Origin of the sequence: Undibacterium sp. MH2W, from assembly GCF_049340215.1 — a bacterium.
In the GTDB taxonomy this organism is placed as follows: domain Bacteria; phylum Pseudomonadota; class Gammaproteobacteria; order Burkholderiales; family Burkholderiaceae_D; genus Undibacterium.
On the sequence record NZ_JBMPPA010000004.1, the window covers coordinates 332,505 to 346,754 of the forward strand.

Sequence of the window (14,250 nt, forward strand, 5' to 3'; positions counted from 1 at the left end):
CGATTCTAGTGAGCTTTTTGCACAAGTAAGGCAGTCAAACCACTAGAAAGAATTCCGAGCAACCAAAATGCAAAAAAGCCCACTGTGTAGACGCCCGAAATATGCATTTGCAGTCGTTCGTCTAACACAATCAGCTCCATCGGATCGACGAGACTGAAAAACAAACCGGTCGCAGCGCAGGCCATTAAAAATGCAGGCCACAACACAATCATTAACATGGGTCGCAAAGGTGCTTTGCGGTGAACCGACATCGTATGTTCCATTCTCGTCCCCTTCTAGTGATTTTATGAGGACTGATGGAAAACTGCGCCAGCGTTGTCATGGCTCACTGAAGCAATCTTCTACCAGCCCTTTAACTTGCCAGTTAACAAATCTAAGGGAAGCGCTGCCATTATGACGCTCTTAGCTGCGCAACCTTTTGCTCTGGCTCAAACCAATCGCCTGTTAATCTCCAGTCAGACGCTTCTAACTTGAGATGAAACAATTTAACAGAATTAGAGGATATATTGGAGATCAATTTCGAGTCGCCCTCATAGACGCCCGGACTCACTTGGAGCATTGGTAGTCTACGGATAATTTCTGCTACATTCATCCCATCAGATGCCGCACTGGCAACGCTGAGCTGCAGAGAGTCTGGAAACGTACCACTACCGCTGAGTGTCATGCGGATTTTATTGCTGGACGCATCGAACTGAAGCGTTGCGGCCATCTTCAATTCTCTTGCTTTGGCATCGCGCTGAATATCTTTATCAATCATCAGACCTTGCTTGTAGTAGTCTTCAGCGACGACCTTGTCCGACCCCATAAATGCAATCGCACCGGTAAAGATACTTGCACAAACGACGACTAATGGGCCGCCGACCACCAGGAGCAACCAAGGTTCTTGGTACCATTTATCTTTTTTCTTCAGTGTTAGAACGTTGTTCATTGCATCTCCTATCGTGGTACTAAAAATACAGCTTTTTCAATGACTTTCACTTTGGGGTCATCTAGATCTTTAATTTCAAAACGAATACGGTTCGATCCTGGCTGCAAGACGTTTGCAGGGACACGGACACGAATCGGTACCGCCGTCGCATTGGCGGATTTCACATCCACGACTTCGTTATTGAGGATGATGGCACCTGGCAAACCGACAATCTCAACAGCGTAGTGACGGGCAGACTCTTGCGTATTCATCACCTGAAGACGATACACATTTTCAATCGCACCCGTATCAGTAATCTTCGGCATTGTGCGGTCACGGATCACATCCACCTTCAGTGGAACGTGGTAAAACAGAGAGATCGCGGTCACCAAAATAATGAGACTCAAAATACCGGAATAAATCAAGGTACGCAGACGGAAAACCCGAGCCCACATGGTTTTTTGATCCAGTTTGCGGGTTAAGGCATGCTCCGTCGTATAACGAATCAGACCGCGCTCGTAGCCCATCTTATCCATCACCTGGTCACAGCCATCAATACACAAACCGCAAGCAATACATTCATACTGTAAGCCGTTACGGATATCAATACCCGTTGGGCAGACTTGAACACAGATACTGCAATCAACACAAGAACCAAGACCTTTTGCCTTGAAATCGACTTTCTTATTACGCGATCCACGAGGCTCGCCCCGCTCAGTATCGTAGGTGACGATTAAGGTGTCTTTATCAAACATCGCACTTTGAAAACGTGCATAAGGACACATGTATTTACAGACCTGCTCACGTAACCAGCCCGCGTTGCCGTAGGTGGCAAAACCGTAAAACAATAACCAAAACGTTTCCCAAGGGCCGAGTGTCAATTGACCGATTTCGATGGCTAATTGCTTGATTGGCGTGAAATAACCGACAAAGGTGAACCCGGTCCACAAGCCGATTAAGAGCCAAATAAAATGCTTAACGAATTTCAGAGAGAATTTATGCGCCGTCAGCGGAGACGCATCCAACTTTATCCGCGCATTGCGATCGCCTTCGACCTTACTTTCCACCCATAAAAAAATCTGCGTATACACTGTCTGTGGACAGGCATAGCCGCAAAATAAGCGGCCAGCAATCGCTGTAAATAAAAAGAGAGAAAGTGCCGAAATGACGAGAAGTACCGCCAGATAAATGAAATCTTGTGGCCAGAATACGAGGCCAAATATATAGAATTTTCTCGATACGAGATCAAACAACACCGCCTGCCGGTCATTCCAGTTCAGCCAGACAGTGCCATAAAACAGCAACTGTGTTAATGCCACCATTATCCAGCGCCGCGAAGCAAACCAACCTTTCTGGGAACGTGGATAAATCTTTTTACGCTCTTCAAATAAGGCAAGCTCAGCTTCCTCGATCGGCACCGGAATAATGGGGATTTGTTTCATTTTTTACTTCTTTTTAAATAATACTTACTTCGCAACAGCAGTCGAATCCGTAGCAGGTGTAGCGGCAGAAATTTGTTTTAATGCAGCGGTATCTGCGTCAGAGACTTTTGCAGCACCGGTATTAGACAAACTCCACACATAAGCAGCTAACAAATGAATCTTTCCTGGTGTCAGGATCGATTTATGCGCTGGCATCTGGTTGTTACGACCTTTGTTAATGGTTTCCATAATGGTGTTAATGTCGCCACCATAGAGCCAGATCTTGTCTGTCAGGTTAGGTGCACCGATGACCTGGTTACCTTTACCGTCAATGCCGTGACAAGCTGCACATGCTGCGAATTTAGGCTTACCAATCGCTGCTTTGATCGGATCATGCGCAGAGCCAGAGAGACTCAACACATAGTTCGCCACATTACGTACATCATCATCCGTACCGATGACAGCACCCATTGGAGGCATCTGACCATGGCGACCTTCCGTGATCGTCAATTCGATCGTTTTCGGATCACCACCGTATAACCAGTCGTTATCGGTCAGATTAGGATAGCCTTTTCCACCTTGTGCATCGGAGCCGTGACATTGCGAGCAGGTATTCAAGAACAAACGCTGGCCAATTTCATGTGCCTGTGGATCACGGGCAACATCTTTAATATCCATCGCCAGATATTTATTAAAGATCGGACCATATTGTGCTTCGCCGTCCTTCATTTCCTTTTCATAGGCATTGACCTGACTCCAACCCAAGGCACCTTGTCGTGCACCAAAGCCTGGGTAAGCGACCAGATAAATGACGCCAAAAATAATGGTCAGATAAAACAACCACTTCCACCATTGTGGCAAGGGATTGTTTTGCTCCATCAAGTCGCCGTCCCACACGTGGCCCGTCGTTTCTGCAGGCAAAGGCTTACCGTCAGTACCGATCTTGACCTTCACTTTGGATTGCGACCACAACAACACCACACAGGCAACCATACTGATGGCGACAACGATCGATATCCCGATGCCCCACCATTCACTAAAGAAATCAGCCATGACTATTTCCCATCCTCATTTTCAATTGGCAACCGAGCCATTTTCTCGAAACGCTCCTTGTTACCGGAGCTGAACGCCCAGTAGACGATGCCCAAGAACACAAACATGCTAATCACCGTCACCACACTGCTTAGGATCGTGAAATTCATAATTTTCCCCTTCTCAAAAAGTGATAGTCCAAGGAAACACTTTTCTTAGTTTTTGTTTTTAATTGCAGTTCCTAAGACTTGCAGGTAAGCGATCAACGCATCCAGTTCGGTCTTATTCTCCAGTTCAGCAGGACCCGCAGCAATTTCTTCATCGGTGTATGGAACACCGAGGGTTTTCATTGCTTTGAGCTTAGGCACGATATCCGCTGGAACCAACTGCGTTTTGCCTAACCAAGGATACGCAGGCATATTGGATTCGATCACAACCGAACGAGGGTCCGTTAAGTGATCACGGTGCCAGTTATCGCTGTAACGACCGCCAACACGTGCCAAATCAGGACCAGTACGCTTACTACCCCATTGGAATGGATGGTCATACACTGACTCACCCGCAACAGAATAGTGACCATAACGCTCTGTTTCTGCGCGGAATGGGCGAATCATTTGCGAGTGGCAGCCATAGCAACCTTCACGCAAATAAATGTCGCGACCTGCTAGTTGTAATGGGGTGTAAGGTTTCAACCCCTGTACTGGCTGCGTGGTTGTTTTCTGAAAAAACAGCGGAACGATTTCTACGAGACCGCCGACACTGATCGTCAAGATGACCAGGATCAACATCAAGCCAACGTTACGCTCAATCAGATCATGAGTAAAATTACGCATCAAACTTCTCCTTTTGATTTCTCTGACTATTTCTGCTAACTATGCATGCGCATGAGCAGCAGGCAAGGCAGGAATCGCGTTATTGATCGGTTTGGCACCCATCAACGTTTTTGCTACGTTATAGGCCATGATCAACATGCCACTGAGGTACATTGCACCACCGGTCAAACGGATCACGTAGTAAGGGAAAGTTGCTTTCACAGTTTCAACGAAGGTGTAAGTCAACGTACCGTCTTCGTTCACTGCGCGCCACATCAAGCCTTGCATCACACCGGCAATCCACATCGACGCGATGTACAACACAACGCCAATCGTCGCGACCCAGAAATGCACCTCGATGAGACGCTTACTGTACATTTGTGTCTGACCAAACAAGCGTGGAATCAGATAGTACAAACTACCGATCGAGATAAAGCCAACCCAGCCCAAGGCACCTGAGTGCACGTGACCAATTGTCCAGTCAGTATAGTGAGACAAAGAGTTCACTGTTTTGATCGCCATCATAGGTCCTTCAAATGTCGACATACCGTAGAACGATAAAGACACAATGAGGAAACGCAAGATCGGATCAGAACGCAGCTTGCTCCAAGCGCCAGACAAGGTCATGATGCCGTTGACCATACCACCCCAAGATGGTGCCAACAAAATCAACGAGAACACCATACCAATCGACTGCGCCCAGTCAGGCAATGCGGTGTAGTGCAAATGATGCGGACCCGCCCACATGTAGGTGAAAATCAACGCCCAAAAGTGAACGATCGACAAGCGGTAGGAATAGACAGGACGTTCGATTTGTTTTGGGATGAAGTAGTACATCATGCCCAAGAAGCCTGCCGTCAAGAAGAAACCAACCGCATTATGACCATACCACCACTGCACCATGGCATCTTGCACGCCAGAATAAGCAGAGTAGGATTTCAAGAAAGTAACTGGTACAGCAGCGCTATTGACGATATGCAATACAGCAACAGCAATAATAAATGCGCCGTAGAACCAGTTCGCCACGTAGATGTGCTCTACCTTACGTTTGACGAGCGTGCCAAAAAACACAATCGCGTAGGCAACCCACACAACCGCAATCAGAATATCGATTGGCCATTCCAGCTCTGCATATTCTTTACCCTGGGTATAACCCAACGGCAAAGTAATCGCAGCGGCCACAATCACCAACTGCCACCCCCAGAACGTAAATTCTGCGAGTGCATCAGAAAATAAGCGAACGTTGGAAGTACGCTGAACCACGTAATACGACGTTGCCATCAATGCACAACCACCAAATGCAAAAATCACCGCATTGGTGTGCAGCGGTCGTAATCGACCATAGCTGAGCCAGGGAATACCTGTTAAAAATTCAGGCCAGGCCAGTTGAGTCGCAATCACCACGCCTACCAGCATGCCGACTATTCCCCAAACCACAGCCATGACTGAAAATTGGCGTACAACCCGATAGTTGTATGTGTTTTCTTTAGTTATCGTCATGATCTCACTCTGTTGTAAAAATACACCGCCAGAATAACAACCGCCCTACTTTGCTACATTGATACACATCAAATGTTGCCAAAATCTAAGGAGTCTGGCGCCACAGCACGGGCGTCATGACAACAAATCAAGAATAGTCTGCGAAATGGCTTTACGCAAAAAAAAGCGGCGCCATATCGGCACCGCTTTTACATCATGGAAAAGAAACTCTTTGGTTATTGCACTGGCTGTGTTGGTGCTTCTAATGCTGCTTTATTCACCGTCACTTTGGCTTTCTTTTTCAGTAATTCAATATAGGCCAGCAAATCCTGTTGGGACTGCAAGTTCGCCACTTGCGCACCCTCTGATGCACGTTTCGCTGGGTCAGGAGTACCTGCATTCACCTTGGAGATACGGTACACCGCATAACCAGCATCGCCCAAAGAAACACCCACAAATGCTGGCAATTTCTGTGTATCTGCCTTCATGATTTGCGACATTGCCTGCGCCGGAAGATCTTGCTGTTTAGCACGCGACACTACTTTCACGTCAGAGAAACCTGTTGTGGCATCGGCTTGTTTCAATGCAGCAAGCTTGGCCTTACCTTCTTTCTCAGCAAGATTACCTGCTTCAGTCTGCGTCAGACGTGCAACGATCATCGCTTTCACTTCATCCAATGGGCGCTTCGTTGCTGGCTTGTATTCCACCATGCGACCGGCGATCATCGTATTTGGTGCCACTTCGATCGCTTCGGTGTTGTGTTTTTTCTTCACAACATCATCCGCAAAGATCGCTTTCAGGAACTTGGGATTATTCGTCAGGTTGGTCGCTGGTGCAGCCGGGTTACCTTGACGCGTTAATTGATCCGCAGTGTCGATTTTGAGCTTCAGTTTGTCGGCGACTGCTTTCAAACTATCGGACTGTTCGTACACCATGTTGCCAAATGTTTCCGCTGCCTCAGCGTACGCCTTCGATGCTTTTTGCTTCTTAATATCAGCAGCGATTTGCGCCTTCACGTCTTCCAATGGTTTCACAACTGCAGGCTTGATATCTGTCACTTCGATGATGTGGAAACCGAAATCGGATTGAACAACATCACTGATCTGACCTTTGGACAACTTGAAAGCAGCTTCTTCAAATGGCTTGACCATCGCACCCTTGCCAAAGAAATCCAAATCACCGCCACGTTCAGCAGAAACAGGATCTTGAGAATTTTCTTTTGCCAATTTTGCGAATGCCGACGGGTTTTTACGCAATTCAGTTAATAACGCATCCGCTTTCGCTTTCGCCTTTTCTTTGTCTGCCGCGCTCGCATCTTTTCCAACGGCGATCAAAATATGGCTAGCACGACGCTGTTCGTCAACGCTGTAAGCCTTGGTGTTGTTTTTGTAAAACTCTTGAATTTCAGCGTCAGTCACCGTGACTTGATCAGCCAACACGTCGTTGCTCAAGACAACATACTCCGCTTTGATCATTTCAGGAATTTCAAACTGTGCCGCGTTTTTATCGTAAAACGCTTTGACCATTTCATCCGTAATCTTGACCTGAGAGGTAAAGTCAGACGCTTTAAACGTCAAGGCCTGTACCTCACGCTCTTGCTCGCTGATCATAGCAAACCGCTCGGCAACCGTTTTTGGAACGATCGACGTATTTTGTACCGCATTGATCAATTGCTCCAATGCCATATCCTGACGCAGACTTTGCTCATACATCGCAGGCGACATGCCGCGAGAGGCGAGAATTGCTTTGTATTTATCAGCATCAAAAGTACCGTCGGCTTTGACCAAGCCAGGTGTCGCCAGAATGGCCTGCTGCAAAATCTGATCGGTAATCAGCAACTTATTGCTTTTCACCTCTGCTGCCACCGCTTTTCTCGCGATTAATTCATCGAGAACGTTTTGCTTTACTTCTGGCGTATTCATCAATTTCGGATCAAATTGCGCACCATACGATTGGCGGAATTTATCCAGTTGATCACGTAAAGCGGCATCAAGCTCAGCCTGCATGACTTGTTGTCCAGCCACCGTTGCGACGGCTGCACCAGCCGCAGCTTGCGATCTGGTATAGCTTTCGATACCAAAGAAAGCGAACGAAGGAAAAATAATCAGCAACAATAAAAATTGCATTAAACGCTGATGGGTACGAATATATTCAAACATGTTCAACCGATCGTAGGACTAAGAGTAACAATCTCAAAATTGCGAATACAAAAAAAGGCGAACTTTCGTTCGCCTTCTCGATTTTTTGGCGGAGCCGACGGGAAATTCGTGAATTTCAGCTCTCCCCCAATATAATCAAGGACTTAGCAACACCACTCAAAAAAGCAAACAGGCACACATCAAAATCAATCCATGCTGCTAGCAATACTAAACGAGCAAAGATTTTAGCAGTCTTTTAGCCATAGTTCTACTTGTAGTCAATAATATTAAAAAGGAATTGCGCATTTTTTCGATCGATGGCGCGAAACGACTGTCATTCCCGCACGTTAAGACACGCTGGGGAGGTCGATGAAGACCGCAACCCAGTAAAAAATTAAAAAATAACCAATAAAATTACTAATTTTTCAGTCCCAAGCATCCCGAATAGGCAAAAAAAAACGAGCTGCATCAGCAACTCGTTTTTTATTTAACTTGGCGGAGCGGACGGGGCTCGAACCCGCGACCCCCGGCGTGACAGGCCGGTATTCTAACCAACTGAACTACCACTCCTAAATACATCTTGGTTTTATCTGGTGGGCGCTGAGAGGCTCGAACTCCCGACCTAAGCCTTGTAAGGGCTCCGCTCTACCAACTGAGCTAAGCGCCCGCACCGAAATCAACCCCGCGCCGCTAGTCACCGCAGCGCGAAAGAGCATTAGTTTACCGCATCTTTCAAAGCTTTGCCAGGTTTAAATTTAGGAACCTTCGCAGATTTGATTTTAATTGCTTCACCAGTACGTGGATTACGACCAGTTCTTGCTGCACGTTTACCAACAGAAAAGGTACCAAAACCAACCAAAGTTACTGTACCGTTTTTCTTCAGGGTCGTTTTTACGGCACCGATCAATGCGTCCAGGGCGCGGGACGAAGCCGCTTTAGAAATGTCCGCTGTTTTCGCAATATGATCGATCAACTCAGTTTTATTCACTTAAAGCTCCCTCACAAAAATTTGAATTCGCGTCGATGTATTCGATTATTTAATGGTCTACCACCAAGCACGGCAAGCAGGAAGTCTGCGTCTCGTATTAAAACAAGCCGCAAACCCTTGTGTCAAGCGGTTTGCATCGAATCGCAGCAAAGTCCAGAATAAATTTTGATTTACTCAGTATAATTTCATTTTTATCCGCTTCCACGCAGGTGGAATGCGACTGCTTATGCGAAAATTTTCTCCTCGGTAAAGACGGAGGTATATCGCACGCAGAACGCTGCGATGATTTTTTGCAGTGCAATCCATTCAATCTTGATTAGACGCTCCTATGAAAACAATTACGCAGTTAGGCACACCACTCTCTCCCTCTGCCACCAAAGTCATGCTCCTTGGATCTGGTGAACTTGGTAAAGAAGTGATTATCTCCCTGCAGCGTCTGGGAATCGAAGTCATTGCCGTAGACCGCTACGAAAACGCGCCTGGACATCAAGTAGCCCACCGCGCTTATGTCATCGATATGACGGATGGTGATGCGCTGGCCGCATTAATCAAGAAAGAACAACCTGACTTGGTTGTGCCGGAAATCGAAGCCATTGCAACTCCCAAGCTGGTCGAATTAGAAAACGCCGGCGAAGTCCGTGTTATTCCTACAGCACGTGCAGCTTGGTTGACGATGAACCGCGAAGGTATCCGTCGCCTCGCCGCCGAGACACTTGGATTGGCGACCTCCCCATATCGTTTTGCTGATAGCCTCGAAGAACTCCAACAAGCTTGCACAGAGATTGGCTTTCCTTGCATCGTCAAACCAGTCATGTCCTCCTCTGGGAAAGGACAATCAAAATTAGATAGCGCGGCAGATGTAGAGACCGCTTGGAACTACGCAGCAGCGGGTGGTCGCGTCAATGCGGGACGTGTGATTGTCGAGGGTTTTATCGATTTCGATTATGAAATCACCCAATTGACTGTACGCGCAATAGGCAAGGACGGTGCGATCGAAACGCATTTCTGTGAGCCGATCGGTCACGTTCAGGTCCATGGTGACTATGTCGAATCATGGCAGCCGCAGGCAATGCATCCCGTCGCATTGGAGCGCGCACGTGACATCGCTAAAAAAATTACAGATGATTTGGGAGGCCTCGGTCTCTTTGGCGTTGAGTTATTCGTCAAAAACGAGATGGTCTGGTTCTCTGAAGTTAGTCCACGGCCGCACGACACCGGGATGGTCACGATGGCGAGCCAGGTACAAAACGAATTTGAACTTCATGCAAAAGCGATTTTGGGATTACCAGTCGACGTCAGCCTATCGACACCCGCTGCATCAGCGGTGATCTACGGTCAGCACGAAGCAAAAGGGATTGCATTTGAAGGCGTTGCAGAAGCCTTGCAGGTACCGGGCACGGATATTCGTTTATTCGGAAAACCTGAATCCTTTGCGCGTCGTCGCATGGGTGTCGCCTTAGCGAAAGCAAATGATACGGACACCGCAAGAAGCTTAGCAAAAGCGGCTGCAGCCAAGGTTAAACCTGTTCTGGGCACCAAAAAATAACTATCCGGTACAATAGCCGGCAGCGAACAAGGGGGGCGAAATAGCCCTCCCCAAAAAAAATAAAGACCTCGCTTCCGCATTCACGATTTCGTCGCAAAATTAAAGCAGATAACAATGAAGAATTTTGATGTTGCCATCGTCGGCAGCGGCTTGGCTGGCTTATCAGTCGCGCTGCATCTGGCACAAACACGTAAAGTCGCTATTATTTCCAAACGCGAGCTCCTTGATGGTGCCAGTAATTGGGCGCAAGGTGGTATCGCGGCAGTTCTTGACTCTCATGATAGCCATGAGCAACACATTTCTGACACACTGATTGCAGGCGGCGGCTTATGTGATGAAGGTGCGACACGCTATATCATCGAACATGGTCGCGAAGCCATCGATTGGCTCATCGAACAAGGTGTCCCTTTTACCCGCGACGAAGAAGCGGAACTCGGATTTCACTTAACACGTGAAGGCGGTCACAGCCAACGACGCATCATCCACGCAGCCGATGCGACCGGACATGCCGTCCAGGTCACCCTGGAACAAAAAGTTCGCAATCACCCCAATATTTCGTTGTTTGAACATCACTACGCCATCGACGTGATTACATCGGCAAAATTGGGCGATAAATCACCGACACCACGCTGCCTTGGTTTGTATGTCCAAGATGTGAAAACGGGTAAAGTCGATACCTTCTCGGCACAACACACCGTCATGGCGACGGGTGGCGCTGGAAAAGTCTATTTATACACGACCAATCCAGATACAGCGACAGGCGACGGCATCGCGATGGCGTGGCGCGCAGGATGCCGGGTCAGCAATATGGAGTTCATTCAATTCCACCCCACCTGCCTCTATCACCCTTATGCAAAATCATTTTTGATCACAGAAGCCGTGCGTGGTGAAGGCGGCATTTTACGCCTCCCACCTGAGGCAGGCGCGGCAGCAGGAACACGTTTTATGTTGGCGCATGATGAGCGCGCTGAGCTTGCTCCGCGTGACGTCGTTGCACGGGCGATCGACTTTGAAATGAAAAAACGTGGTTTGGATTATGTCGAACTCGACATCACCCATAAATCGCCTGAATTCTTAAAAGAACATTTCCCTACGATCTATGCGCGTTGCCTCGAATTTGGTATCGACATCACAAAACAAGCCATCCCTATCGTGCCTGCAGTACACTTTACCTGCGGTGGCATTGTGACAGATACCGATGGTCGAACTGATCTACCGGGATTGTATGCTGTTGGTGAAACGGCTTATACAGGCTTACATGGCGCGAATCGTTTGGCCAGCAATTCCTTATTGGAATGCTTGGTTGTCGGACGCGCCACAGCGAAACATATCGAAAATCAAGAACGCACCTCGCCGCTTGCGCTCCCGGATTGGGATGAGAGCCGGGTAACCGATGCGGATGAAGAAGTCGTGATTGCTCATAACTGGGATGAATTGCGTCGATTTATGTGGAATTACGTCGGTATCGTTCGCACCACAAAACGCCTAGAACGCGCCAAACACCGCATCCGCCTTTTAAAAGAAGAAATCGACGAGTATTACGCTAACTTCCGCATTACGAATCACTTACTCGAGTTACGTAATCTGGTCGAAGTCGCGTCATTGATTGTCAACAGTGCGCTAGGACGTCGAGAAAGTCGCGGACTCCACTATAGCCGTGATTACCCAGACACCTTACCCAAGGCGCTTCCTACCGTTCTTTCTCCGAAGCGTAGAAAGAATTAAAGGCGCTGTAAAGGTGGCAAGGACTTCGCTCTGCGGAGCCTTCCTCCGCGATGCATGAAAAAATGACCGGCTCACGTCCGGTCTTTTTTTACATTTGCTGGAACAAATAGGCGTGATTACGGCTAATTTCTAGCTTTTCGCTTCGCCCTTTCAACCCTAACATCTGCTTCCCTTTGAAATCACGCGTCACTTCGGCAATGGCCGTTACGCGCACCAGTGTTGATCGGTGAATGCGCCAAAACTCATCTGGGTCGAGTTCATCCTCTAACTCTTTTAATGTTTTCCGGATCAGATATTCCGCCTGATCAGTTTGCACCAAGGTGTATTTATCATCTGACCTGAAAAACACAATTTCGTTGGTACTAATCATCCGTAGAGCGTTGCCCACACTTGCTTGTATCCAGCGAAGATATTGTCGTGGCGGCGCGACTTGTTGAAGTTGCTGCGCCATGATCTGCTGCAGCAATTGCTTCATCTGCTGACTTTGCGCAGCATGATTCATCTCATCATCGCTTACCTTCACATTGTTCGTTGTGGCGGTTTGCGCCCTTTTTTCTGCTAACCGCTCCTGTAAACGTAGCACCGTTTTTTGCAGGCGCTCTGGATCGACTGGTTTTAATAAGTAATCTACCGCACCGCGATCAAATGCGTCGACCGCGTATTCATTGTAGGCGGTGACAAAAACCACTTGCGATTGGCGTGTCAGTTCCAATGCTGCTTCAAGGCCATTCTTGCCAGGCATCCGGATATCCAAAAAGATGAGATCAGGTTTCAATTGATCTGCCTCTTCAATTGCCGCAATCCCATTGGCCGCTTCGCCAATGATGATCAACTCTGGCCAAGCGTTAGCAAGCACCGTACGAAGATAGTCACGCATGGGCGCTTCGTCGTCGACAATTAATGCAGTTGCTTTTCGTTGATCTACCATCATGACGTTCTTCATCCTTGAAGATAAGGTAACTGAATCCGGAACCGCGCGCCACCCTCAAACGGCGTTTCAATAATGAGGCGCGCTTTGCTTCCATAGAGGATCTGTAATCGTTGCCGAATATTTGTTAAACCCATACCCTCGGCGATATGCAGATCGAGCCCTAAACCATTATCACTGACTTCCACCCACAGTTCATCCATCTGACGCCGTGCCGCAATACGAATACTACCGCCTTCAATTTTAGGCTCCAACCCATGCTTAATCGCATTTTCTACCAAGGTCTGGATCATCATCGAAGGAAATTGCGCATCACTCAGCCCCTCTTCTATCTCGATATCATAAGAGAGTCGCTCTTGCATCCGCGCACGCATGATATTGAGATACGCTTGAGACAAAGCCAATTGCTGCCCTAACTGTCCCGTCCCTTCCTGACGAATTTGCGGTAAGGCAGCCCGCAAATATTTAATCAAATCCGCATGCACCTCCGCCGCCCGCTTCGGGTCTGTTGCAATAAATTGCCCAATTAATGCCAGTGTATTGAATAAAAAGTGCGGTTCAATCTGCGCTTGAAGTGCGGCCATCTGCGCCTCAAGCAGCCTGCGCTCGAGCGATTCTACGTCTGCCCGCGTGACCGCCTCGGTCGCCGCGATTTCCGCCCTCCTTTTGCCGCCAGCAACGCTCTTAATCAAGATTGCTGATAACACCAACATCACAGCGAATGGTCCCGCACCGATAAAGCCGCCCAAAATCAACACAATCACCGACACCGCCGCCAACGCTTTCCAAGCAGTGACCGCCGCCCAATCGAAAAATTTCCACCACAGCACGCTCACTACTTCCGTCACGTTAAGAACGGCATGCAAGAGGGGATTATCGTTTTGCGGCTTCATTACTATTCACTCTCACGGTTAAGCTTTGATGAAAACGTTAATGTCGAAACACGCTGCCGGCGCGTCGCTTTCTGAGACCATAATTTATTCAGCACCGATACGGCAACAATCAATTTCGCCAAGGTCGTTAATTGCAACACCACACCTGCAAAAAGTACCCCAAGACATCCCCACAACACTTCCATCCACGACGCTTCATGCAGACGACGGCTATATCTTGCCCAATATCCCGATAAGATGCTTAATTTACGTTGTTTCATTTGTTTTCTCCTTCTGAATGACCACCCCATTTGCGGGACAGCTTTCGCTGCAGCCCACCCGTGATCAAAGAATAAACCGTAAGGTAACGAGTCGCGAATGAAATGCGACTAAGTGTCAGTT

The 14,250-nt window shown here is 48.0% G+C and carries 14 protein-coding genes and 2 tRNA genes; 2 read left to right on the forward strand and 14 right to left on the reverse strand.

Annotation, left to right across the window (positions count from 1 at the left end):
- Positions 1–5 precede the first annotated feature (5 nt).
- From ACO0K2_RS12110 to ACO0K2_RS12160, 11 genes are all read right to left on the reverse strand, one after another.
- On the reverse strand, positions 6–263 hold the full coding sequence (locus ACO0K2_RS12110) for a hypothetical protein (RefSeq protein WP_423019084.1): 258 nt from the start codon (positions 261–263) through the stop codon (positions 6–8).
- Positions 264–391: 128 nt separating this feature from the next.
- On the reverse strand, positions 392–928 hold the full coding sequence (locus ACO0K2_RS12115) for a FixH family protein (protein ID WP_423019086.1): 537 nt from the start codon (positions 926–928) through the stop codon (positions 392–394).
- Between the two features lie 8 nt (positions 929–936).
- Entirely contained in the window at positions 937–2,349 is a 1,413-nt protein-coding gene (ccoG, locus tag ACO0K2_RS12120) for a cytochrome c oxidase accessory protein CcoG (RefSeq protein ID WP_423019088.1), read from the reverse strand.
- A gap of 24 nt (positions 2,350–2,373) precedes the next feature.
- Positions 2,374–3,381: a cytochrome-c oxidase, cbb3-type subunit III gene (gene ccoP, locus ACO0K2_RS12125; RefSeq protein ID WP_423019090.1), complete on the reverse strand. Its 1,008-nt coding sequence runs from the start codon at positions 3,379–3,381 to the stop codon at positions 2,374–2,376.
- Positions 3,382–3,383: 2 nt separating this feature from the next.
- Entirely contained in the window at positions 3,384–3,530 is a 147-nt protein-coding gene (locus ACO0K2_RS12130) for a cbb3-type cytochrome oxidase subunit 3 (protein WP_423019092.1), read from the reverse strand.
- A gap of 45 nt (positions 3,531–3,575) precedes the next feature.
- Positions 3,576–4,193 carry a cytochrome-c oxidase, cbb3-type subunit II gene (gene ccoO, locus ACO0K2_RS12135; RefSeq protein ID WP_423019094.1) on the reverse strand — a complete coding sequence of 206 codons (618 nt, stop codon included), beginning with the start codon at positions 4,191–4,193 and terminating at the stop codon, positions 3,576–3,578.
- Between the two features lie 39 nt (positions 4,194–4,232).
- Complete coding sequence (gene ccoN / locus ACO0K2_RS12140) at positions 4,233–5,672, reverse strand: cytochrome-c oxidase, cbb3-type subunit I (protein WP_423019096.1); 1,440 nt, start codon at positions 5,670–5,672, stop codon at positions 4,233–4,235.
- Positions 5,673–5,887: 215 nt separating this feature from the next.
- On the reverse strand, positions 5,888–7,810 hold the full coding sequence (locus ACO0K2_RS12145) for a SurA N-terminal domain-containing protein (RefSeq protein WP_423019098.1): 1,923 nt from the start codon (positions 7,808–7,810) through the stop codon (positions 5,888–5,890).
- A gap of 472 nt (positions 7,811–8,282) precedes the next feature.
- Positions 8,283–8,359: transfer RNA gene (locus ACO0K2_RS12150), tRNA-Asp, on the reverse strand.
- Positions 8,360–8,380: 21 nt separating this feature from the next.
- Positions 8,381–8,456, reverse strand: a tRNA-Val gene (locus ACO0K2_RS12155).
- A 48-nt stretch (positions 8,457–8,504) separates the two neighbouring features.
- Complete coding sequence (locus tag ACO0K2_RS12160; RefSeq protein ID WP_162018311.1) at positions 8,505–8,777, reverse strand: HU family DNA-binding protein; 273 nt, start codon at positions 8,775–8,777, stop codon at positions 8,505–8,507.
- Positions 8,778–9,105: 328 nt separating this feature from the next.
- Between ACO0K2_RS12160 and purT the strand changes: the two genes are divergently transcribed.
- Positions 9,106–10,323: a formate-dependent phosphoribosylglycinamide formyltransferase gene (gene purT, locus ACO0K2_RS12165; RefSeq protein WP_423019100.1), complete on the forward strand. Its 1,218-nt coding sequence runs from the start codon at positions 9,106–9,108 to the stop codon at positions 10,321–10,323.
- Between the two features lie 114 nt (positions 10,324–10,437).
- Entirely contained in the window at positions 10,438–12,048 is a 1,611-nt protein-coding gene (nadB, locus tag ACO0K2_RS12170; protein WP_423019102.1) for an L-aspartate oxidase, read from the forward strand.
- 88 nt (positions 12,049–12,136) lie between these two features.
- On the opposite strand, the gene ACO0K2_RS12175 is transcribed toward nadB, so the two are convergent.
- The 3 genes from ACO0K2_RS12175 to ACO0K2_RS12185 are packed head-to-tail and all read right to left on the reverse strand — an operon-like array spanning position 12,137 to position 14,129.
- Positions 12,137–12,976, reverse strand: coding sequence for a LytR/AlgR family response regulator transcription factor (locus ACO0K2_RS12175; protein ID WP_423019397.1), 840 nt, complete (start codon positions 12,974–12,976; stop codon positions 12,137–12,139).
- 11 nt (positions 12,977–12,987) lie between these two features.
- Complete coding sequence (locus ACO0K2_RS12180) at positions 12,988–13,869, reverse strand: sensor histidine kinase (RefSeq protein WP_423019104.1); 882 nt, start codon at positions 13,867–13,869, stop codon at positions 12,988–12,990.
- A gap of 2 nt (positions 13,870–13,871) precedes the next feature.
- Positions 13,872–14,129, reverse strand: a complete 258-nt coding sequence (locus ACO0K2_RS12185) for a hypothetical protein (protein WP_423019106.1) — start codon at positions 14,127–14,129, stop codon at positions 13,872–13,874.
- Positions 14,130–14,250 lie beyond the last annotated feature (121 nt).